Below are 20,939 nucleotides of genomic sequence, written 5' to 3'. Positions count from 1 at the left end.
CGGTTAGAACGCCCGGCTGATGGTCATGCTTCCGTACTTCGGGCGCTCACGCTGGCCGCTGAACTCGCGGGTGCGGAAGTAGCGGGCGAACGCGAGCTTCCAGTGCCCCCTGGTGATGCTGATGCCCACTGCGGCCTCCGCCACGAGCGGGTCCTTGTCGACGCTGTGGCTGCTGCGGAACAGGTTGCCGTCCAGCGACGGGTCATGGATGGACCAGTAGCCATCTACCGCGAGGAAGGCGTGCCAGGCCCAGCCCGGGCCGGAGCCGCCGTTGTCGAGCGGCGCGGTGTTATCACCGGACGGCCGCACCGGGCTTGAGCCGAAGTCGTCGGGTAGATCATGGCCCAGGCGCAGCTCGAACCCGCCGTTGAGCCTGGTCATCGGGTTGCCGATGGCGCCGCCCCAGTGCGTGATCACGTCGTGCTGCAGCCTTCCGCTGCCCAGGTCCCAGGTACCGAGCCGATAGGCGCGCTCGTGGCGCAAGCCCAGCATCAGCTCGTTGCCGAGTTGATGCTCCCAGCCCTGGAACTTGTCGGAGCCGATCAGGTCGTGGATGAACTGCTGCGACTGCCTGGCCCCCGAGGCCGGCCCGAGCATGCCTACGCCAAGCAGGGTGGTGTGCATGCTGTCGCCGCTGCGGACGTTGTAGCCAAGCGTCGCCATGAGCGTGCCGGCGTACGGACGGTCGTCTTTGATCGGGTCGGTTCGGGTGGGATCTTCCGGCGTGTAGATGCGCTGTTCGATGCGCAGCACCAGATTGCGTTGCTCCGCGTCCTCGTTCCTGCCGTGGAGAAACGCGAGCTTGTTGTCGAGCCAGCCCGGCAGCCGCGGCAGGTTGTCGCCGCTCGCCGGCCCTGAAAGGTTGGGCGAGACCACGGTGAACTGCACGCCGCTCGTATAGCCCTGGTCGTCGCCGGCGAACATGTCGTTGTCGATGCGCAGGTTGACGATCGGGCCGGAGGCGCCCGCTCCGGTAGTGTCCGCCGCGAATGCAACGGGAGGGGCAAGGGCGGAAGCGAGAAGCAGTAGCGCACTGGTGAGGATCGGTCGATATGCCATGGGATCAGTCCAGGTCGGGAACAAGGGTCAGCAGATCGTCCGGCGTCCTGATTTCGGCATAAGGCGCGGTTTTTTTAATGAGGAGCGCGCGGACTGCGGAACAGTGTTGGGGCTTGGCGCTGCTTTATTAGGCCCAAAAATGGAAACAATCAGTTCTTTGTATTCCATTTAACTTCATTTTCAAAACGATTAACCTCTTCTGCAACTCGCAGTGGCAGCCCAGCCGCATCCCGCAGCTGGCCCATCGCAGCGGGCCCACGGAGCCCGACCCCTTTCAGGAGAGAGTGTCATGCGTACCAAGCTTTTGACCACCACCATCGGAGCCCTGCTGCTGGGCATGGCCGCATTTTCCGCCCAGGCACAGGACACCGGTTTCTACGCCGGTGCCGGCGTTGGCGCGGGCCTGGTTGACGAGGGTCGCTATGACGACGAGGACACCGCGTTCTCGGTCTTTGGCGGCTATCAGTTCCACCGGAATTTTGCGTTGGAGGCGGGCTATACCGACTTCGGCAAGCTCAAGCCGGACGGAGGCGGCATCGCACTCGAGCCCAGCTCCGTGTACCTGAGCGCGGTGGGCATCCTGCCCTTCACTGACAAGTTCTCGGGTTATGCAAAGGCAGGCCTGCAGCGCTGGGACCTGGACACCGCCATCCCCGGCCTGACCGGCACCGTGAAGGATGACGGTACCGATCCCCTGTACGGCGTGGGCCTGCAGTACCGGTTCAACGACCGCGTGGCACTGCGCGGCGAGTACACGCGGTTCGAGATGGACCGGATCGACGTGGACTCCGCCCAGATCCAAGTGCGCTTCGACTTCTGAGCGAGGCAGGGACGCCGGCCGCGGTGGCCGGCACCGGGCCGCGGCAGGAAGAGTCTCCGCCTCCTGCCGCGGCCCAATTTTTTCCATCGGAGGGGTAGATGAGCGATTTCACGGTATTTCTGCTGCGGTTGATGGCTGCCACGGTGCTGCTGGTGGCGTCCCCGATAGGCCCTGAGCCTCTGGCCTGGGCAGGGGCACTGTTGCTCCTGGCCGGCTTCAAGGCCCGCTACGTAGCGGGGGTGCTTGGCGTCGCAGGGGTGATGGCGCTGCTGGCAATGCCCTGGAGCTTCGCTACACAGGCGGCCTGGCTGCATTTTTCCGCGACCGCGGTGTTCACCCTGGGACTGTTTGGCATCCTCGCGTTCGGCCCGGGCGGCATCAGCGCGGATGAGTGGATACATGCGCGGACGATCAAGCGGGCTGAAGCACATTGTCGGACAAGTGCCCGTGCACCTCGATCGCAGCGTGAGAGGCTGGAGGCAGTCATGCGCTGCGTGAACGCGAGCCTGATGCCGCGGTCGCGGCTGCTGGCGTGGCTTGCGTCTCCGTCCAATCCGGACGTGCGAGCCCGTTGAGCGACGCTTCAGTGACGAACAAGGATCAGAAAAAGGACGTGATCAAGTGACGAGCAGATCGGTCGTATCGGATACCGGAAACAACAGGCAGCAGGGGGCCGGATGGGGCGCCGTGCTGCTGATTGCAGGAGCGGGCGTGGTTTCCGCATTCCAAGTTGGCAAGGCACCCATGGCCTTGAGCGCTGTGCAACTGGATCTGGGCCTGAGCCTCGCGGTCGCCTCCTGGCTGATTTCCGCATTCGCCATCGTTGGAGCTGTCTTCGGAGCGCCGCTTGGTTTGGCCGCAAGCAGGCTCGGCATCAAGCGGATGATCATCGGGGGTCTGATCATCCAGGCGATCGGCTCAACGCTGGGAGGCTATTCGCACGGAATCCAGCTGCTGATGCTCTCCCGCGTCATCGAGGGGCTGGGCTTCATGGCTGTACAGGTGGCTGCACCCACCTTGATCTTCATGATCGTTGCCGCTGATATCCGGAAGCGAGCCATCGCCGTCTGGTCCACCTTCATGCCGGTTGGGATGACCGTTGTGATGCTGTCCTCCCCGCTGCTTGGGGTTCTGCAGTGGCGCGGCTTCTGGCTGCTCAATGCGGCCATCCTCGCGGCGTACGCAGTCATTTTCGCGTTGACCATCTCGTGTCCGCAGACGGATTCAAGCCCCCAACAATCAATCACGCAGCAGCTGAAACAGACGCTCTCCGCCAGGGGGCCCTGGGTACTGGCCATCCTGTTCGGTGCCTTCGGCATGTTTTTCTTTATCGTCTTTGGCTTCCTGCCCTCGCTCCTGATGGAGCGCTATGGGCTGAGCCATAACGTGGCCGGCGTGATTTCCGGCATAGCCGTTGCGGCAAGCGCGGCGGGAAATATTCTTGCCGGCTTTCTTCTCGCAGCAGGGCGCCGCCCATCACGGATCCTTGGTGTGGCCTTCATCAGCCTGGCCCTGCTTGGCTTCGGAGTGCTGGCTGCAAACCTGCCGTGGCTGGTCATGGCAGGCCTGGCCATTGTCTTTGCGTTGCTGTCCGGCCTGATTCCCGTAGTCATCACCGATAGTGCTCCGGACTTCGCGCCCACGCCGGCGCTGGTAGGCGCAACTCTGGGACTGGCGATGCAGGGGCACAATGTCGGCATGTTGGCAGGCCCGCCCATCGCCGGCCTGCTGGCTACGGGTGCCGGCTGGGCCACGGTGGCAGTGGGCATGGCCGTGGTTGCTGGCGTCATGGTGGTGTTGGCCCGCCAGTCTTTTCGGGAGCAGGGGCACGCTTGATTTTCATTTTTAAAAACTTTGCTGCAGCCTGCGAGGTAGTTTTTCCCGGCAGGTTGGGAACCCGTCAAAACAAAATTGGATCGTACGCTTTCGGTCAAACCGAAGTCGAACGAGCGCTTCAAGGTTGAAGCCCGGCACCAGAGCGCTTTGACCGGGACTCCACCAAAGGTGACAATTATCAGGTTTTCTTTCAGGATATAAGAATGGATGTTGGACAGCTTGAGGCGATGCTTGCCAAGGGCCGTGATTCGGCGCTACTGAGGTTCAGTCTGGGGAAGCATCATCTTGACGCCAAAGACTACGCACAGGCGGTTGCTCATCTGGACGAATGTGTAAGCCAAGACCCAGGTTACTCGGCTGGATGGAACCTTCTTGGAAAGGCACAGCTGGGAATGGATAATCTCACCGCAGCGCGCCAGGCTTGGGAAAAGGGTCTGGCAGCTGCAGAAAGGAAAGGAGATGTCCAGGCAGCCAAGGTCATGACGGTATTTTTGAAAAGGCTGGATAAGCCAAAACGCCTGCAGCCCTGATTATGGTGCCCAGCGCCGCCACGAAGTCGGCAAAATGTAATCGCCAACGAACTGGGCTCGCAGCTGCTGTCCCACGCATATCCATAACAATGGCTGATGGGGCACAGAGCGCCGATACCAAAGTATCGGCGCCCGCGCAGTCAGGCGCCTCTCGGAAGAACAGTCAGGACCCGAGCAGTAAATTCGTGGAACTCTTTGAGGTAGTTACGAAGGAATTCCGCAGTCGAATCGTCCGCAATCTCACCTGAGTCGTTGATCATCCCGTCTTTGAACTGGATGTAAGCCTCCGGGGCGTTCATCTGCGGCGAGTTCAGGAAACCCAGAATGCTGCGCAGGTGCTGCTGGCCCACGGCGGTGCCGATTGAGCCCGGTGAGGTGCCGATCACGCCTGAAGGGATGTTGGCGAACGAGTTCGTGCCCCAGGGCCGGCTGGCCCAATCGATGGCGTTCTTGAGTGCGCCCGGCACCGACCGGTTGTATTCCGGGGTGATGATGAGGATCGCGTCCGAGTCCTCGATCGCCTTCTTGAACTTGCGGCCGACCTCGGGGTAGTCGTCATCGTAGTCATAGCTGTACAGCGGCAGATCCTTGAACGGGATCTCCTGGAACTGCAGTTGTTCCGGGGCCAGCTTGAACAGCGCGTTGGCGAGCTTGCGATTGATCGATCCGGACGCAAGGCTACCGACCAGGTAGCCCACTTTGTAGGTCTTCATTGTCATCTCCAAGGTTGTGAGTTGGCTCGCAGCGGGTGGGAAACCGATGCCTCAGAGAACCTATCGCATTTCTTGTTCAAAAAGCGCTTAGCTTCTTTCGAGGCTAGCGATACCGATCCTGGCAAGCTCAAGCCCGAAGGTGATGGCACTTACCTTGAGCGTGGCACGGTTTACCCAACGCCCGTGGCCATCGTGATCACGTTGCGATGACGCCGCCTTTCAGAGGATCGGGGTTGCCGTGCCTGCTCGAGTCGGGATCGATCGGCCTCCCCGGCGGAAATCGCGCACCAAGTCGGCGCCCCCACTCCGAGGAGAACACGAATGAACGCTTCCAACCCGCCGCGACTGGCCCATTTCGCGTCCCTGCCGCTGGTCGTCCTGATCCTGGCGGCATGCGCACATGGCGGCGATGTGCGCAACACCGCTGGAACTGACGCACGCAGCGACTCCGGCGCGGCGGCGGTACTCAGCGATTGGTCAGATGACGCGCCCGGTGCGATCCGGCATATCCGCGCGGCGGACATCCCGGCCCCTGCGACGGGCATGGACCCGGAGGGTTCGGTCGCCGGCAACGTGGAGGTGGTCCCGGCGCCATCAGGGGCAGTGCCCGAGGTGCCGGCCGGCTTTACTGCCGAGGTGTTTGCCACCGGTTTCAAACAGCCGCGCACGCTCCGTGTGGCGCCCAACGGCGACATCTTCCTTGCCGAGAGCGGCGCGGGGCGCGTGCTCGTGTTCCGAAAGGGGCAGGGCGGTACGCCGACGCCGGAAGCCTTTGCCACGGACCTGGACCGGCCTTACGGCATCGCCTTCGTGCCGGCATCCAACCCCACCCACGTCTACGTGGCGGCGGCCAACCAGGTCGTTCGCTACCCATACCGCAGCGGTGAGGCCAGGGCCGCGGGCCCGGCGGAAGTGATCATCGATGGCATCCCGACCAAGCGGCACTGGACCCGTGACCTCGCGGTCTCCGCTGATGGCGAGCGCCTGTTCCTCTCCGTGGGTTCTGCATCGAATCTCGGCGTCGGCGGCATGCCCGAAATGACGCCGACACAGATTCGCGCGCATGAAGCGACCGATGGCCTCGGTGCGGCCTGGGGCGAGGAAAAGGACCGCGGCGTGGTCCGTGTCTTCGACCTTGATGGCAAGCTCGCGCGCAACTACGCCACCGGCCTGCGCAACTGTTCCGGCATGACGGTGCAGCCGGCCACCGGACATCTCTGGTGCGTTGTGAACGAACGTGACCACCTGGGTCCGAATGTCACGCCGGACTTCATGGTGCGCATCGATGAGGGCTCCTTCCACGGCTGGCCCTGGTTCTATCTCGACGGCCGGGAAGATCCGGCACGGGCTGGGCAACGACCCGACCTGGAAGGCAAGGTGACCGCGCCCGACGTGTTGTTCCAGGCCCATTCCTCAGCGCTGAGCGTGGCCTTTCACGATGGCGAGGGATTCCCGGCCGATTATCGCGGCGATGCCTTCGTAGCGCTGCACGGCTCACACAGCCGCCCCGACATCACCGGTTACAAGGTCGTACGCGTGCGCATGTCCGGCGGGCGACCGACAGGTGCCTACGAAGATTTCATGACCGGGTTCGTGCTGGACAACGACCGGGTCTGGGGCCGCCCTGCAGGGGTCGCGGTCGACTCGGAAGGCGCGCTCCTGGTGAGCGACGACGCCAACGGCACTATCTTCCGCGTGACGTACGACAACAACAAAACACCATGAAGTACAGCGTCTCGACGCCGCCCCCTCTTTTTGGCGGGGCGGCGTTAACGAAGTGGGGTAGAAAGCAAGGGCTGTCCCGACCTCTCGCGCCGCGCTCAGCTGCGCGGCGACCCCAGACACTTTCCGCCGTCTGGGCCAGTCCCATCCCGGCACAGCCGCACCGGCGGAAGCGCGACCGGTGCATCGATCAATCGATTCGAGCCGTCTTCCAGACGCTGCAGGTCAAAGGCATCGTAGAGCTCTCCCGTCGCCGTGTAGGCGCGGAACGTGAGCTGGTCGCGGTCCACGTCGATCACCTGGTACAGCTGGGTGTCGGCGGCAACGCGATCAGGCTGGTGGCCGGCGCGGTCGTTGAGGCCATACATCTTCGAACCGGCAACCGACACCAGGTACACCGGGCCCTGCGGCTGGCCGGCCTCACGCTGTTGCTGCGAGACGGCTGCGCCTTCCGCGTCGGTGACGCGGCTGTAGCAATGGTCGTGCCCCTGCAGGACCAGGTCCACGTCATGGGCGCGATAGATCGGCTCCCAGGCAGCCTTGAGCACTTCGGTGTCGCGCACGCGGGCACACGTATAGATGGGCTGGTGCTGGACCACGACGTTCCAGTGCGCCTGGCTGGAAGCCAGGGTGCTCTCAAGCCACGTGGTCTGCTCGTCCAGCGCGTCCAGTCCCAGCGCTGCGGTGCCGTCCAGGACGATGAAGCGCACGCCCTGGTAGTCGGTGTAGTAGCTGGTGGGCTGGGCCGCGCCTGACTGCACGCCGTTGCCGGGCAGGGTGAACTGGACGGACCAGAGCGGGCCGAGCACCCGCTTGTCGTCGTCGCCGGAACTGTATTCATGGTTACCGGCTGCCGGGATCTGCGGAACCATGGCGTAGGCAAAGCCGCCCGCCGCAGTCCACTCGCCCCACTCCCAGTCGTGCGAACGCCCGGTCAGGTCGCCGGCGTGCACCATCACGTCCGGCGCGCTGCGCAGCAGGCCCTGGCGCAGGGTGCGCGATCCCTTGGCCAGGATGTTGTTCTGTGTGTCCCCGACGTAAAGGATGCGGAACGGCGCCACCTCGGTCTCGGCCGTGCGCAGGGTGTGCCACTCAGACCAGCCGTCAGCCCCGCGCAGGCGATAGACATAGGCCTGGCCGGGAGTGAGCCCGCTGAAGCGCACGGAATGATAGAGGCCTTGGCCGCCCCGTTCGGTCCCGGACGCCGTGACGCCGCGCACTGCGCGGGCATTGGCCTCCACCGCCGGGGTGCCGATCGACGGGGCGATCTCGGCCAGCGCTTCGGTCTGGCGGGCATCGGTGCGCCAGGAGACGGCCAGCCCGGTGGATGCATCCGCACCGGGCGTCAGCACGACACGATCGGGACGCCCGCCCGGCGCCCAGTCCTGGCGGACTTCGGCAGCGGTTTCGATGGGCATTGCCTGGGCGTGCGCCGGGGCAAGGGCGGCCAGCGGCAGCGCCGAGGCGAGGGCGGCAAGAGCAAAACGTTTCATGGGTTTCCTTCGAAGCCTGATGTGGGTTGGTGACTCAATGGACCATTGCATCCCGGCCGGGCTCCTGCCCGGTCGGGATATCCATGCCAATCAGAAGTTCAGCCGCAGCCCAACCATGTAGCGTGCGCCGAAGGATTCGTACTCGGACACGCGGTAGCGTGCGCCGTCGTAACGGATGCCGGGCTCCTTGAGGAGGTTGTTGGCCTCCAGGAACACCTCGGTGTTCGGGTTGAAGCGGTAGCTGGCCTTGAAGTCCAGCCGCCCCACCTTGTCCCAGTAGGTGTCACCCAGGTAGTCGCCGTCGCCAATGCCGTCGATCCACTCGGTGCGGTGCTGCCAGCTCAGGCGGGTAGACAGGCCGTAACGCTCGTACGACAGGGCCACGTTGTAGATGAAGTCCGACGAACCCGGCAGGGACACCTTGCGCCCGTCCGGGGTTTCGGTCTCGCTGTCGTTGAAGGTCATGTTGCCGCGGACGCCGAAGCCAGCTGCCCACTCGGGCAGCCCCCAGCGCTCGACAAACGGCTCCAAGGTCTGCGAGAACGCCACCTCGAAGCCGGCCAGGTGGCCCTTGCCGCCGTTCGCCGTGGTCTCGAAGATGTACTCCGAGCGGTCCAGGCCGGGCTGGTCCAGCACGTCGCTGCCGAAGCGCGAGAACTCCATGTCGAACAGCACGTCGTCCAGCCACTTGTAGTAAGCGCCGACCGAGAAGAACGCGCCCGACGGCAGATACCACTCCAGGTAGGCGTCCAGGCCCACGGCCTTCTCCGCCCCCAGGTCCGGGTTGCCGCCACTGACAACACGCTCCTCGTCGTCAACGCTGAAGTTCGGCCGCAGCAGGGTGAAGTCCGGACGCGCGGCGCCGGTATTTGCCGACAGGCGCAGCTTGAGCTCATCGTTGATGTCCCAGTTCAGGTGCACGCTGGGCAGCACCACGGTGTCGCTGCCGGACACGCGCACCGGCTCGAAGCCGTGGTCGTACTCCACCAGCGCCTCGCCGGTGTTGTCCACCGTTTCCACGCGCACGCCGGTCACGATGTTGCCCCAGTCGAACCAGGTGGTGGCCATCGCATAGGCGGCCAGGACTTCCTCGGTGACCCGGTAATTGTTGGTTTCCGCGTCACCGGCCCGGACGTTGCTCAGGCCCTGCCCATGCAGGCCCGACCACAGCTTCCTTGCCTCGGCCTCGGAAAAATAACGGAAGGCATAGCCCAGCGGCAACTTGCCCTTGTAGGGTCGGTCGATCGAGTAGTCCGACGGCGAGGGCAGCTGCACACCCGCGGCGGTCAGCGTGCCGGGCAGGATCTCCAGCACGTGGCGGGTGTCTTCCTTGCTGCGCTTGTCGTACTGCACGCCGAACTGGATGTCCGATGCCTGTCCGAACAGGTCCATCGCCCGGCTCAGGTCCAGCCGGCCGCTGCGCGAACGGCTGTCCTGCAGGCGCGAGGTGGAGCGCAGGTACACGAACTCGTAGTCCTGCGGATCGAGCGAGCGCTTGTAGTCGCCCCGCGAGAAGCTTCCGTCGGGATTGACGATGGTGTCGTACAGCCGCACGCCGTGGCGCTCGCGGTCGGTGAAGTCGTACTCGACCGTCGGACGCAGGCTGTAGTCCACCACGCCGCCCGGCCGCGGGCTGCGCCAGGATGAGTTGAAGGACGGCCCGTGTTCGGATTTGGACTCGGTGTAGTTCGCCCGCCACGAGGCATCCCACTCGCCGAAGCGCTGGTCGCCACCCAGGGTATTGGTGAAGATGCTCTGGGCGGTGCTGTTGATGTTGAGGGTGCTGTCCAGCTCCACCCCGTAGATGGTGCCCTCAATCGGTGTGTTGCCGGTACGTACGTCCGCGTAACCGCGGGTCGCCGCAGCCCGGTCCGTGCGCACCGCGCCGTCGTCGAAGTCGAACTCCATCGCGTTGCGCAGTTCGTCGTCGGTGAACTCGGTGTGGATGCTGCTCAGGAAGAACCGGTGGTCATCCGACGGACGGAAATCGAACCGACCGGCAACCGCGGTGTTGCCGCGGGTCAGGCGATAGAGCTTGTTCTGGTGCGCGTCGGCCCAGGCCCGGCTCTCGTTGCCCGGCTCGCGGTCCTCCGAGGCCATCTCCCAGTCGGTCTCGAAGTTGTCGGTGATCATCTCGCGCTCGTATTTCGAGGCGGTCAGCGCAACGCCGAACAGGCCGTCGGCGAACGTGTTGGAGATGAACCCGCTGATGTCGTACTGGCGGCCGCCGCCCAGGTCGTTGTAGCCGATGCCGGTGTTGAGCGAGGTCTGCAGCCCGTCGTAGTCGAACGCGCTGCGGGTGATGATGTCGACGTTGCCGGCCAGCGTCTCACCGGACATGTCGGCGGTCACCGCTTTGCGCACGATCACCGAGTTCGCCAGCCCCGAGGGGATGGTGTCGGTGCGCGCGCTCTTGCCACCGGGGGCGATCACGTTGACGCCATCGAAGGAGATCGTGCTCCAGCGCGAGGGTGCCCCGCGCAGGCTGATGGCGCGTTCCTGGCCCTGGTCGCGCTCGACTGCGACGCCGGGCAGGCGGCCAAGCGCCGCGGCGATGTTCTGATCGGGGAAATGGCCGATGGAGTCAGCGGCGACCACGTTCACCAGCGCATTGGACGACCGCTGGATCTGCAGCGCCATGGCCTCGGACTCGGCCTGCGGGCGGGAAGCACGCACCTGGATGCCGTCGAGGGTAGCCAGGTCGCCTTCCAGGCCCGTTTGGCCTACCACCACGTTGGCGGTTGCAAGCGCGCCGGCTACCACCGTCACGCTCTCCCGCCGGGTCGGTCGACCGACGTAGCTGAGTTCAATCGTATGGGCGCCCTCGGGCACCCGGCGCAGCAGGAAGCGTCCTTCCGAGTCGGTCACGGCCACCACATCCATACCCTGGACGCGGACCTCGACACCGCGCAGGAAGCCTCCCTGGCCATCGCGCACCACGCCGGAGATCTCGCCGGCCTGCTCCACGCTGACGCCACGCAGTTGCGCATCCGAATCCGCGAGGGCGACTCCCACGGGCGCGGACACGCCCAGGGCCAACATTACGGCGCAGAACAGCGCCGACTTTGCATTGTTACGAACCACGACTGCACCCCTAGTTGAACCGGACCATCCGGCAGGGCTGCTACGTTATGGGGTGAATATGCCAAGGGTATTACAGTTTATTAACTTCATGGCCAAGTGAGGGTAATGGGTGAATTATCCGGGACACGCGAAAAGCCGGCGTGCTTTCGCACGCCGGCATAATGCCTCCCGTGACCGCAGGCTTCCCGCCCGCGGTCAATCCGCCGTGTGGTCCGCGCGTCCATCGGGGGTCCATCCCCATGCATCCAGCATCACGTTGAACAGCTGCGTGCCGGGGAAATAACCGCGCACCCGATGGGCGCCGGCGCCGGTGGCCAGCACCATCACCTCTTCCGCGGTATGGGTGCGGTTGATCATCACGTTCTTCAGCCGGACCACGTCGTCCTTCTGACCCGCGGCCTTCCATTCCTCATAACCGGCCAGCAGCGGCTCGCCGCGCTGGCCACCATCCACCTGCAGGCCGAATGAGTGATCGGCGGTGAACAGCAGCAGGGTGTCGTCCAGGTCCACGCGCTGCTCGACCTCGGCCATCAGCCGGTCGAAATCAACCACGTTCTGCAGTCCCTTGCGCACGTCGTCGGTGTGCGCATCCCATTCGACCATCAGGAAATACCCTTCCGGAGAATCCTGCAGCAGGTCCAGAGCGCGCAGGGTGGCGGCGTGCACGTCGAGACTGTCGGCCACCACTACCGGGCGTGGATTGGATGCATCCACTTCCTCCAGGGAGGCGTAGATCGGCCGGTCGTGCCGGCGGGCCAGCGCGTCGAAGCCGGTACCGGCCTCGGCCAGCAGGCCGCCGATGCGCTCACGCCCGGCGCCCATCAGCACGTCCACGCCGTCGCCATAGCGCGGAGTGAATGCCTGCATGAAGATCTCGCCCTGCTTGCCGCGGTCGTTGGAGTGGGCATAGGTGGCGCCGGGGGTGGCGTCCGCGATCGATTGGGTGCTGATCACGCCGGTGCGCAGTCCGCGCTCTTCGGCGTATTCGAGCACCGTCTTCATCGGCGTGCCGTCGCGCTCACCGCGCACGGCGTCCGGCCCCTGGCTGATCACGCCGTTGCGCGTCTTCACCCCGGTCATGATCGAAGACATGCCGTTGGCCGAGTCGGATTTCCACTGGTCCACCGGTGACATTTCGCTCAGGCCCAGGTGTGGCCACTGCTGGACATGCAGGCTGAGCGGCTCGCCATACCCGTGCAGGCTCGCCGCATGCACGGTGGGCACGCCGGCCGCGTCGGCCAGGAAGACGATGACATTCTTTGCGCGCGGCTCCTGGCCCGCAGCGGTGTCGCCATCAGCGGCATATACATTGGCAAAGGCGCAGGTGGCCGCAATCAGCAGGGCTGCACGCAGCCGTGGGAATGAGCGATGGCTCATCTGGAACTCCTGTGGGAACGGGTAGGGCGGCGGGGCGGAAATTGCCTTCGGCCCCGGGCTGACCCGCAAGTGTGCGTGCGCATTGTTTCGGGACGAAGTCGCCGGGAATACAGCCATGAAGATCAGCATCAACGCCGTCACCATGCTTTCCGGCATTGCTGCGGCCCGGGGCCCGGCAGGGACGGATGCCATAATCAGCCGGATCACGGGCGACGGTGCCCGATCGGCTGAGGAGAGTGGATTGGACGCGACTGCGCTGCTTGAGACCATCGAGCGTGAAACCGGCCCGGGCCCGCGCTGGACGGTGATCTGGCTGCATGGCCTTGGTGCCGACGGCAATGATTTCGTGCCGCTGATACCGGAGCTGGTGCGCAGGGAATGGCCCGCGATCCGGTTTGTGTTCCCGCATGCGCCGGTCCGTCCGGTCACCATCAACGGCGGTGCGCCGATGCGCGCCTGGTATGACATCCGCGAGCTCGACCTGGCCAACCGCGCCGATGAGCAGGGCGTGGCCGAGTCGGTCACCCAGGTGGAAGCGCTGATTGCCCGCGAACAGGAGCGCGGCATTCCCGCTTCGCGGATCATCTTGGCCGGGTTTTCCCAGGGCGGGGCGGTGACCCTGGCCGTCGGGCTCCGGCGCAGCGAGCCGCTGGCCGGGCTGGTGGGCCTGTCCACCTACATGCCGACAGCCCAGGGCGCGCAAACGGCGCTGGTGGAAGGCGCGCAGCGCCAACCGGTGTTCATGGCCCACGGCAGCGAGGATCCCGTGGTGCCGTACCTGGCCGGCAAGCAGAGTTCGGCGCTGCTGCGGCGGCTGGGTTTCGACGTGGACTGGCACGTGTACCCGATGCAGCATTCGGTCTGCGGCGAGGAGATCCGCGACCTCGGCAACTGGTTCAACGCGCGCCTGGCGGAAGGCTGAATCATGGACCGGCGCAGGGGAGAAGCGCTGGGAGAAGGCGGCACGGACTTCGACATCGGCGGCGGCCCGTCGTGGCTGCCGGACCTGTGCCGGCTGCCGCGCCTGGCGGCCATGCTGGGACTGGCCCAGCTGGTGGTCGTGGTGGTGGCGATGATGCCGGATGGCGCGCCGGGCTGGACGCTTGGCCGCTTCCTCTCGGCCAGCGGATATGCGCTGTGGCTGGCGCTGGCGGTATCGGTGCTGCTGTGTCTGTCTCGGCGGTTCCTGTCACGCTTCCCCCGCCGTATCGGCGCCCTGGCGGCGGTGGCACTGGCAGCGCTGGTGGCGGGCATCGCGGCCGCGGTGGTGCATGGTCTGTTCGTCAGCGTGGGCAGCGGCGCGGAGGACTGGACCTGGCCATCGCTGCGGCGATTCGTCATGGGGTCGAGCGGCGTGGTTGCGCTGATCACTGCGCTGGCGCTGCGTTATTTCTATGTCACCGATCGCTGGCAGGCCCAGGTCAGTGCCAGCGCCCGCGCCGAGGCGGATGCGCTGCAGGCGCGGATCCGGCCGCACTTCCTGTTCAACAGCATGAACATGATCGCCGGACTGTTGCCGCGCAATCCCGAGCTGGCTGAGCGCGCCGTGCTGGATCTTTCGGACCTGTTCCGTGCCGCCCTCGAGGCCGGTGAAGTGGACTCCACCCTGGCTGGCGAAGTGGAGCTGGCCGAGCAATACCTGGCCATCGAGCAGCTGCGCATGGGCGACAGGCTGCAGGTGCGCTGGCAGCGGACCGGCCAGTTGCCATGGGACCTGTCCATGCCGCGCCTGGTATTGCAGCCGCTGTTGGAGAACGCCGTGCTGCATGGCATTTCCCGCTTGCCCCAGGGCGGGCTGGTTGAAATCAGCATCGAGGCATCGTTTTCCCTGCTGCTCGTGCGCGTGCGCAACCCCTCGCCGCCGCCCGACCGGGCAGGCCGCGGTGCAGGACATGCGCAGCGCAGCATCGGCCATCGGCTGGGATATGCATTCGGGCCGAGGGCGCGGATGGCGGGTGGCTGGTCCGCTGGCTACTATGCGTGTGAGATCGAGTTGCCGCTGGAGGGGGCCAGCGTCGCAGGAGAGGGGAAATGAAAGTCGTGATCGTCGATGACGAGCCGCTGGCACGCGAGCGCCTGCGCGGGCTGCTGTCCAGGCTTCCAGGGGTGGAGGTGGTGGCGGAAGTCGGCGACGGGCCGGCCGCCCTGCACGCCTGTGCCGAACTTGGGCCCGAACTGGTGCTGCTGGACATCGCCATGCCGGGGATCGACGGGCTGGAGGTGGCCCGCCACCTGGCGGCGTTCGAGCCGCGCCCGGCGGTCGTGTTCTGCACCGCCTACGATGCCCACGCCCTGAAGGCCTTCGAGGCCGCGGCGGTGGATTACCTGGTCAAGCCGGTGCGCCCGGAACGGCTGGAGGCGGCTGTCGAGCGTGCCCGCACCTTCAATCTGGGCCGCGACCAGGCGGCCGGTCTGTCCGGACAGGAGCGCGAGCGCACCCATCTGTGCGCCCGACTGCGCGGCAGCCTGCGGCTGATCCCGATTGATGACATCTACTACCTGCAGGCCGACGAGAAGTACGTGGTGGTCCATCACGCCAACGGCGAGGACCTGATCGAGGAATCCCTGCGCTCGCTGGAGACCGAATTCGGCGATCGCTTCCTGCGCATCCACCGCAACTGCCTGGTGTCGCGCCACTTCCTGATGGAACTGCGTCGCGAGCCCGATGGCCAGTCGGTGGTCGTGCTGCGGAATGTGGCTGCCCCGCTGGAAGTCAGCCGCCGCTGCGCCGCCCAGGTCCGCGACGCCATCCAGCACCTGTAGGAGCGCGCCACGCGCGCGAAACCGCGTGACGTGGCCGCGGCGTCCGGCCGCGGCGATAATAGACGCATGAAAACCCTCCGCATTGCCACCCGAAAAAGCCCGCTTGCCCTCTGGCAGAGCGAATACGTCGCCGATCGCCTGCGCCAGGCGCATCCCGGCCTGGAGGTGGAGCTGGTGCCCATGTCCACCCGCGGCGACGAGATCCTGGACCGCTCGCTGGCCGCGATTGGCGGCAAGGGACTGTTCCTCAAGGAATTGGAGCTGGCCATGCAGCGCGGCGAGGCCGACTGCGCCGTGCACTCGCTCAAGGACGTGCCGATGGAGCTGGAGCCCGGCTTTGCCCTGCCGGCCATCCTGGCGCGGGCCGATCATGCCGATGCTTTCGTCAGCGTGCACCATGAGTCGCTGGCGGCGCTGCCGCAGGGCGCGCGGGTAGGCACTTCCTCACTGCGGCGCCAAGCGCAGCTGCGCGCGCTGCGGCCTGATATCCAGCCCGGCGACCTGCGCGGCAACGTCAATACCCGCCTGGCCAAGCTTGACGCGGGCGAGTACGACGCCATCATCCTCGCCTGCGCCGGCCTGCAGCGGCTGGGGTTTGAGGCACGCATCCGCAGCCGCCTGGACGCGCCGGAGTGGCTGCCGGCACCGGCACAGGGCGCGATCGCGATCGAGTGCCGTGATGACACCCCGGAGCTGGCGGAACTGTTCACCGCCGTGGACGACGCCCACACCCGCACCTGCGTGGAGGCCGAGCGGGCCATGAACCGTGCCCTGCACGGCAGCTGCCACGTGCCGGTGGCCGCCATGGCCACCCTGGATGGGGAGCGACTTGCGCTGCAGGGAATGGTGGGCGATGCCAGCACTGGCCGCCAGGTACGGGCCGAAGCCGTTGGCACCGCCGGCACCCGGGAGGCGCTTGGCCGTGAGGTGGCGGAAATGCTGCTTGCGCGTGGCGCCGGCGAGCTGCTGCCGCCGGCGGATCGGGCGTTTACTTGAAGGTGTAGACCAGGTTGATCGTGCTCAGGGTGTCGGTGCGCTTGATGCCGGCACTCTCGTCCACCTCGCTGTTGTGGCGGAACTGCAGCCCGGCCTTCAACGCAAGCGCATCGTTCATCGCCACCGTCAGGCCCAGGTCGTTCTGGGCAAAGGTGTTGTCGCTGCCCGCTTCCACCAGCAGGGTGTTGCTTAGGCGGGTGTTGTCGGTCAGGTTGCGGCCGAAGTCCATCAGCCCGCGCACGATGTAGTCGCTGTTGACTTCCTCGGTGCTGGCTTCGCGTGCGCGCCTGTAACCGGGTCCCACTTCCATCAGCAGGAACGTGTTGTCGTCGTTGAAGAAGTGGTGGCCGTAACCGAACGAAAACGTGCCCTGGTAGTCATTGGTCGCGTAGTCGTCGCGCTCGTAGCGCGCCGCGCCGAACCAGTTGTGCACCTGGTCGACCTTGATCGAGGTGCTGCCGCCGATCTGGTAGCGGTTGGCGCTGGTCTGGTAGTCGGTCCGCGAGGTGCCGTCGGCGTCCACCACGGTCACATCCGCCTTGGCGCGCAGCGCCGACAGGGTCAGCTGGTGCTTGCTGCGCGAGTCTTCCTGTACCAGGTGCAGGCGGGTGTTGAGGTTCTCCGAATCCCGGTTGCCGCGGGTCATGGCAAAGCCCATCTCACCGGTGGCGGACCATACCGGAGACTCGGCGCCGGGATAGGGCGCGTCCTGCGCAAATACGGGAGCTATGAAGGCAATGGCGAGGGGGGCGAGCAGCAAGCGTTGGCGCATGGCGGGGAAGGGACCTGGGTGATCACGTGCGAACGGGCCATTATGCGCGAGCCCGGTGATAGCCCCAAATGTGCCTGCCGGCCGGGGGCGGTGTCAGGGCAGTTTGCGGTGGCGCAGCGCACCGCTGCCAAACAGCACCAGCCCGATCGAGAACACCAGTCCGAAAGCGGCGCGCCAGCGCGGCGAGGGCGCGTGGGAAGCCACCAGTCCGCCGGAGCCGGTGATGATCGATGGGTCCACAAGCGCCCACAGGCAGGCCACCGCGCCGCAGGTGCCGCCAATCAGCATCAGCAGGCGGATGATCCGGTTCAGGGTTTTCATGCCATCTGTCCCCTGCCACCCATCACGGATAGAACGGGAAGAACCGCGGGATCAGGATGATCGCCGAGATCCAGAAGATCACGTTCAGCGGCATGCCGACCTTCACGAAGTCGCTGAACCGGTAGCCGCCGGCGGTGTAGACCATGGTGTTGGTCTGGTAGCTGATCGGCGTGGCAAAGCTGGTGGAGGCGGCAAACGCGACCGCGATCAGCAGCGGCTTGGCATCTACGCCCATCGATTCGGCTGTCGCCAGGGCGATGGGGACCACCAGTACCGCCGAGGCGTTGTTGCTCATCAGCTCGGTGAGGATCGATGTCATCAGGTAGATCGCCGCCAGCGTGGCCAGCGGGCCATAGGGGCCCAGCACGTTCAGCAGCAGGTCGGCCACCATGGTGGCGCCACCGGTTTTCTGCAGAGCAATCCCCAGCGGGATGATGCCCGCCAGCAGCAGGATCACCTGCCAGTCGATCGATTCGTAGGCTTCATCCGGCGTCATCAGCTGCAGGGCCACCAGCGCCAGACAGCCGACCAGGACGGAGGCGACGATCGGCAGCCAGCCCAGCGCCGCCACCCCGATCGCGGCGAACATGATCAGCGCCGAAATGATGGCCCGTCGCGGCGCCACGCGCTGCTGTGCGCGTTCACCCAGCACGATCATGCCGGGGTCGGAGCGCAGCGCGTCGATCGCGTCGGCCGGGGCATCGAGCATCAGCACGTCGCCCACCGACAGCGGCACCCGGTCCAGCGGCACGCGGATGGCCAGCTGGCGGCGGTGGATGCCCTGCACGCGGGCGCGGTAGGTATGGGCGAAACGCATGCCGTACAGGGTGCGGCCGATCAGGTGCGAGCCGGGTGCAACCATGGCCTCCACGTGCAGCCGCTCGTGACGCGCGCCCTCGGCTTCCTTCGCTTTCTCGCCTTCCGCCGTGTCCGGGGTGGGCGGTGGTGCACGGTCAGGCGCCTTGGGCACGCGGTCGAACTTGCACTTCATCGCCTTGCGCGCGGACTCGATCCGCGGCCAGTGCCCACGCAGCAGCAGCCGGTCGCCGGCCTGGATGGTGACGTCCGGGTCGCGCTGCGCCACGCCGTTGCGCAGCACTTCGAGCAGCTCCACGTCATCGGCGCTGTCGGGCAGTGCGTTGCGCGGCGACGTGCCGATGACGGGCGTTTCCGTGGGTACAACCAGCTCGGCAATGAAGCGTCCCACGTGCTCGGTTTCACCGGGTTTGGCCGTGCCGCGGTTGGGCAGGATCCACCAGCCCACGGTGAGCAGGTACACCGAACAGATGCCGACGAAAATGATGCCCAGCGGCGCAAATTCGAAAATCGTGAAGCCGACCCCTATCGCGTCGCGGGCCATCGAATCGACCAGCAGGTTGGTGGAGGTGCCGATCAGCGTGCACACGCCCGCGGTCTGGGAAATGTAGGACAGCGGGATCAGGAATTTGGACGGGGCCCAGCCGTTGGCCGTCGTGGCCACCAGCACCAGCGGCAGGAACACGGCTACCGTGGCGGTGTTGTTGATGAAGGCCGCCACGCTGACCACCAGCCCCAGCATCACCAGCAGGAACAGCCAGCGCCAGCGGATGCGCGAGAGCAGATCGCCGATCGCCACCAGCGCGCCGTTGGCCTTGAGCGCGCCGCTGAGCACGAACATGCAGGCCACCATCACCGTGGCCTGGTTGCTGAAGCCCGACAGCGCTTCGGGCACGCTGAGCACGCCCAGTACCAACAGCGCGGTCATCACCAGCAGCGCCACGACATCCACGCGCAGCTTTTCGGTGATGAACAGGTATATCGCCACCAGCATGACGGCGATCGTGATCAACAGGCTAAGCGGCAGATCCATTCATCCACATCCGGAAACATGCCTTTCCGCCCTTGTGGGCCCCCGGCAAACAAGGGCAAGGATATCCGCAGGCGTGCCGGGTGTAACGCGGATGCGTTGCGGTCGCCCTGCCGCGGCTGTGGATCCGCGCCGCGGGCCGGTGGGATACTCCCCGTTTTCCTGCCCTGCAGAAGGGGGTTGCTTGGCCAGTCCGGAGTGTTCGCGTTTCGATGTCGTCATCATTGGCGGCGGTGCCAGTGGCGCTCTGGTGGCGGCCCGGTTGCTGGACGCCAGCCCGGCCGGCTGCCGCGTGGCGCTGGTGGAAGCCCGTCCGGCGGCGGCCGAAGGCGTGGCGTACTCGACCCGGCGCGGCGAGCATCTGCTGAACGTGCGCGCCAGCGGAATGAGCGCATTTGACGAGGCGCCCGCGGATTTCGTGGATTTCCTGCGCGGTCTGCCGGAACACACTGCCGAGGGCCAAGCCGATGAGAGTCAGGCCGATGAAGGCCAAGCGGCCCTGGCTGCCCGCTTCATGCCGCGCATGGCCTATGCACGCTATTTGAAAGCGGTGCTCAGCGGCCGCCCGAACCAGGAGCGGCTGAGCCGCATCACCGATGCCGCTGTGGACGTGGCGCCGGTGGACGCAGGGTTCGAGGTTGAGCTGGCCTCTGGCGGGCGGCTGCAAGCCGCGGCCGTGGTGCTGGCGGTCGGCAACCGGCCGGCGCGCCTGCCGCTGGGGGCGGGTTGCCGCGATGACGATGAGGCCACCATCCAGGCCTGGGATTATCCCGCGGTGGCCGCCATTCCCGCCGATGCCGACGTGTGCATCCTCGGTGCCGGCCTGAGCATGGTGGATGTGGTGCTGAGCCTGGAAGCCAACGGCCACCGTGGACGTATCGTTTCAATGTCCCGCAGCGGGCTGATGCCGCTGGCGCATGCCGCACCGGCGCCCCCGGCGAAGATCGACATCGACCGCCTGCTGGCGATGGACCTGCGCGCCCGCACCCGCACCCTGCGCGCGCTGGCCGCAACGGAAGTGGCGCAGGGCCGACCCTGGCATGGGGTGATGGATGCGCTGCGTCCGCACGTGCAGGCCCTGTGGACCAGCCTGGATGAAGCCGGACAGCGCCGCTTCCTGCGTCACCTGGTGCGTCACTGGGATATACACCGCCATCGGATCGCGCCGGAAGCGGCAGGCCGGCTGCAGGCCGCGACCGGGGCCGGGCGGCTGCAGCGTGTCGCCGGCCGCCTGGTGGCGGTGGAAGCGGGGTCGCCATTGGAGATTTCCTGGCGTCCGCGCGGCGAGGACCAGGTGCGGGATTTCAAGGCCGATGTGCTGGTCAACGCGCTGGGCATGGACAAGCGCATCGAAGGCGGTACCGGACTGCTGGCGAACCTGCAGGCCCGCGGGCTGATGCGGCCGGGCCCGCATCGCATGGGCGCCGCTACCAACGGCGATGGTGCGGTGCTGGGCGCCAACGGCGAGCCGGTCCCCGGGCTGTGGACGCTGGGCGTGCTGCGCATCGGCGACCTGTGGGAAACCATCGCCATGCCCGACCTGCGCGGGCAGGCGCAGGCCGTGGCGAAGGCCGTGCAGAAGCATCTGCACGGCCGCTGAGCCGGTC

18 protein-coding genes are annotated in these 20,939 nt (G+C 66.1%); 10 read left to right on the top strand and 8 right to left on the bottom strand.

Annotated features, from left to right (window positions below; translation table 11 throughout):
• Positions 1–3: 3 nt before the first annotated feature.
• Positions 4–1,059 (bottom strand): lipid A deacylase LpxR family protein, encoded by a 1,056-nt coding sequence (locus ACW7G2_RS07000; RefSeq protein WP_456974105.1) that lies wholly within the window; start codon positions 1,057–1,059, stop codon positions 4–6.
• Positions 1,060–1,348: 289 nt separating this feature from the next.
• Between ACW7G2_RS07000 and ACW7G2_RS06995 the strand changes: the two genes are divergently transcribed.
• The 4 genes from ACW7G2_RS06995 to ACW7G2_RS06980 all read left to right on the top strand — a co-directional run bounded on the left by ACW7G2_RS06995 (position 1,349) and on the right by ACW7G2_RS06980 (position 4,245).
• Positions 1,349–1,879, top strand: a complete 531-nt coding sequence (locus ACW7G2_RS06995; protein ID WP_456974103.1) for an outer membrane beta-barrel protein — start codon at positions 1,349–1,351, stop codon at positions 1,877–1,879.
• 98 nt (positions 1,880–1,977) lie between these two features.
• The gene (locus ACW7G2_RS06990; RefSeq protein WP_456974101.1) at positions 1,978–2,454 is read left to right on the top strand and encodes a hypothetical protein; all 477 of its coding nucleotides are present in this window, start codon (positions 1,978–1,980) and stop codon (positions 2,452–2,454) included.
• 112 nt (positions 2,455–2,566) lie between these two features.
• Positions 2,567–3,715: an MFS transporter gene (locus ACW7G2_RS06985; RefSeq protein WP_456974099.1), complete on the top strand. Its 1,149-nt coding sequence runs from the start codon at positions 2,567–2,569 to the stop codon at positions 3,713–3,715.
• A 203-nt stretch (positions 3,716–3,918) separates the two neighbouring features.
• Complete coding sequence (locus ACW7G2_RS06980; RefSeq protein ID WP_456974097.1) at positions 3,919–4,245, top strand: tetratricopeptide repeat protein; 327 nt, start codon at positions 3,919–3,921, stop codon at positions 4,243–4,245.
• A gap of 140 nt (positions 4,246–4,385) precedes the next feature.
• Here the strand turns inward: ACW7G2_RS06980 and ACW7G2_RS06975 are convergent, their stop codons facing one another.
• A complete protein-coding gene (locus ACW7G2_RS06975) occupies positions 4,386–4,958 on the bottom strand; it encodes an NADPH-dependent FMN reductase (protein ID WP_456974095.1) in 573 nt (190 codons plus the stop codon).
• A 321-nt stretch (positions 4,959–5,279) separates the two neighbouring features.
• Between ACW7G2_RS06975 and ACW7G2_RS06970 the strand changes: the two genes are divergently transcribed.
• The gene (locus tag ACW7G2_RS06970) at positions 5,280–6,683 is read left to right on the top strand and encodes a PQQ-dependent sugar dehydrogenase (RefSeq protein ID WP_456974093.1); all 1,404 of its coding nucleotides are present in this window, start codon (positions 5,280–5,282) and stop codon (positions 6,681–6,683) included.
• Between the two features lie 95 nt (positions 6,684–6,778).
• On the opposite strand, the gene ACW7G2_RS06965 is transcribed toward ACW7G2_RS06970, so the two are convergent.
• The 3 genes from ACW7G2_RS06965 to ACW7G2_RS06955 all read right to left on the bottom strand — a co-directional run bounded on the left by ACW7G2_RS06965 (position 6,779) and on the right by ACW7G2_RS06955 (position 12,634).
• Entirely contained in the window at positions 6,779–8,173 is a 1,395-nt protein-coding gene (locus ACW7G2_RS06965; RefSeq protein ID WP_456974092.1) for a metallophosphoesterase, read from the bottom strand.
• A gap of 90 nt (positions 8,174–8,263) precedes the next feature.
• Positions 8,264–11,188 (bottom strand): TonB-dependent receptor, encoded by a 2,925-nt coding sequence (locus tag ACW7G2_RS06960; protein ID WP_456974090.1) that lies wholly within the window; start codon positions 11,186–11,188, stop codon positions 8,264–8,266.
• 264 nt (positions 11,189–11,452) lie between these two features.
• Positions 11,453–12,634, bottom strand: a complete 1,182-nt coding sequence (locus ACW7G2_RS06955) for an alkaline phosphatase (protein ID WP_456974088.1) — start codon at positions 12,632–12,634, stop codon at positions 11,453–11,455.
• A gap of 256 nt (positions 12,635–12,890) precedes the next feature.
• Here ACW7G2_RS06955 and ACW7G2_RS06950 point away from each other — a divergent pair, with 256 nt between their 5' ends.
• From ACW7G2_RS06950 to hemC, 4 genes are all read left to right on the top strand, one after another.
• Complete coding sequence (locus ACW7G2_RS06950) at positions 12,891–13,556, top strand: alpha/beta hydrolase (RefSeq protein ID WP_456974163.1); 666 nt, start codon at positions 12,891–12,893, stop codon at positions 13,554–13,556.
• 111 nt (positions 13,557–13,667) lie between these two features.
• On the top strand, positions 13,668–14,669 hold the full coding sequence (locus ACW7G2_RS06945) for a sensor histidine kinase (RefSeq protein ID WP_456974161.1): 1,002 nt from the start codon (positions 13,668–13,670) through the stop codon (positions 14,667–14,669).
• Entirely contained in the window at positions 14,666–15,397 is a 732-nt protein-coding gene (locus ACW7G2_RS06940; protein WP_456974087.1) for a LytR/AlgR family response regulator transcription factor, read from the top strand. The genes ACW7G2_RS06945 and ACW7G2_RS06940 overlap by 4 nt, the downstream gene beginning before the upstream one ends.
• Positions 15,398–15,463: 66 nt before the next feature.
• Positions 15,464–16,393, top strand: coding sequence for a hydroxymethylbilane synthase (gene hemC / locus ACW7G2_RS06935; protein ID WP_456974085.1), 930 nt, complete (start codon positions 15,464–15,466; stop codon positions 16,391–16,393).
• On the opposite strand, the gene ACW7G2_RS06930 is transcribed toward hemC, so the two are convergent.
• From ACW7G2_RS06930 to ACW7G2_RS06920, 3 genes are all read right to left on the bottom strand, one after another.
• Complete coding sequence (locus tag ACW7G2_RS06930; RefSeq protein ID WP_456974083.1) at positions 16,386–17,165, bottom strand: DUF481 domain-containing protein; 780 nt, start codon at positions 17,163–17,165, stop codon at positions 16,386–16,388. The two genes, hemC and ACW7G2_RS06930, sit on opposite strands and share 8 nt — an antisense overlap.
• A 93-nt stretch (positions 17,166–17,258) precedes the next feature.
• The gene (locus ACW7G2_RS06925; protein WP_456974081.1) at positions 17,259–17,486 is read right to left on the bottom strand and encodes a hypothetical protein; all 228 of its coding nucleotides are present in this window, start codon (positions 17,484–17,486) and stop codon (positions 17,259–17,261) included.
• Between the two features lie 22 nt (positions 17,487–17,508).
• Entirely contained in the window at positions 17,509–19,335 is a 1,827-nt protein-coding gene (locus ACW7G2_RS06920) for an SLC13 family permease (protein ID WP_456974079.1), read from the bottom strand.
• Positions 19,336–19,516: 181 nt separating this feature from the next.
• Between ACW7G2_RS06920 and ACW7G2_RS06915 the strand changes: the two genes are divergently transcribed.
• Positions 19,517–20,932 carry an FAD/NAD(P)-binding protein gene (locus ACW7G2_RS06915; RefSeq protein WP_456974077.1) on the top strand — a complete coding sequence of 472 codons (1,416 nt, stop codon included), beginning with the start codon at positions 19,517–19,519 and terminating at the stop codon, positions 20,930–20,932.
• Positions 20,933–20,939 lie beyond the last annotated feature (7 nt).

The sequence above is a fragment of the Luteimonas sp. A277 genome (assembly GCF_054052045.1).
The sequence above is the reverse complement of the archived record's forward strand: the minus strand, read 5'-3'. Positions and strand labels throughout refer to the sequence as shown.

Bases quoted from the DNA above. Each gene is read 5' to 3' on its own strand.
- ACW7G2_RS07000 (WP_456974105.1), bottom strand. From the start codon at position 1,059: ATGGCATATCGACCGATCCTCACCAGTGCGCTACTGCTTCTCGCTTCC.
- ACW7G2_RS06995 (WP_456974103.1), top strand. From the start codon at position 1,349: ATGCGTACCAAGCTTTTGACCACCACCATCGGAGCCCTGCTGCTGGGC.
- ACW7G2_RS06990 (WP_456974101.1), top strand. From the start codon at position 1,978: ATGAGCGATTTCACGGTATTTCTGCTGCGGTTGATGGCTGCCACGGTG.
- ACW7G2_RS06980 (WP_456974097.1), top strand. From the start codon at position 3,919: ATGGATGTTGGACAGCTTGAGGCGATGCTTGCCAAGGGCCGTGATTCG.
- ACW7G2_RS06975 (WP_456974095.1), bottom strand. From the start codon at position 4,958: ATGAAGACCTACAAAGTGGGCTACCTGGTCGGTAGCCTTGCGTCCGGA.
- ACW7G2_RS06970 (WP_456974093.1), top strand. From the start codon at position 5,280: ATGAACGCTTCCAACCCGCCGCGACTGGCCCATTTCGCGTCCCTGCCG.
- ACW7G2_RS06965 (WP_456974092.1), bottom strand. From the start codon at position 8,173: ATGAAACGTTTTGCTCTTGCCGCCCTCGCCTCGGCGCTGCCGCTGGCC.
- ACW7G2_RS06955 (WP_456974088.1), bottom strand. From the start codon at position 12,634: ATGAGCCATCGCTCATTCCCACGGCTGCGTGCAGCCCTGCTGATTGCG.
- ACW7G2_RS06945 (WP_456974161.1), top strand. From the start codon at position 13,668: ATGCTGGGACTGGCCCAGCTGGTGGTCGTGGTGGTGGCGATGATGCCG.
- ACW7G2_RS06940 (WP_456974087.1), top strand. From the start codon at position 14,666: ATGAAAGTCGTGATCGTCGATGACGAGCCGCTGGCACGCGAGCGCCTG.
- hemC (WP_456974085.1), top strand. From the start codon at position 15,464: ATGAAAACCCTCCGCATTGCCACCCGAAAAAGCCCGCTTGCCCTCTGG.
- ACW7G2_RS06930 (WP_456974083.1), bottom strand. From the start codon at position 17,165: ATGCGCCAACGCTTGCTGCTCGCCCCCCTCGCCATTGCCTTCATAGCT.
- ACW7G2_RS06925 (WP_456974081.1), bottom strand. From the start codon at position 17,486: ATGAAAACCCTGAACCGGATCATCCGCCTGCTGATGCTGATTGGCGGC.
- ACW7G2_RS06920 (WP_456974079.1), bottom strand. From the start codon at position 19,335: ATGGATCTGCCGCTTAGCCTGTTGATCACGATCGCCGTCATGCTGGTG.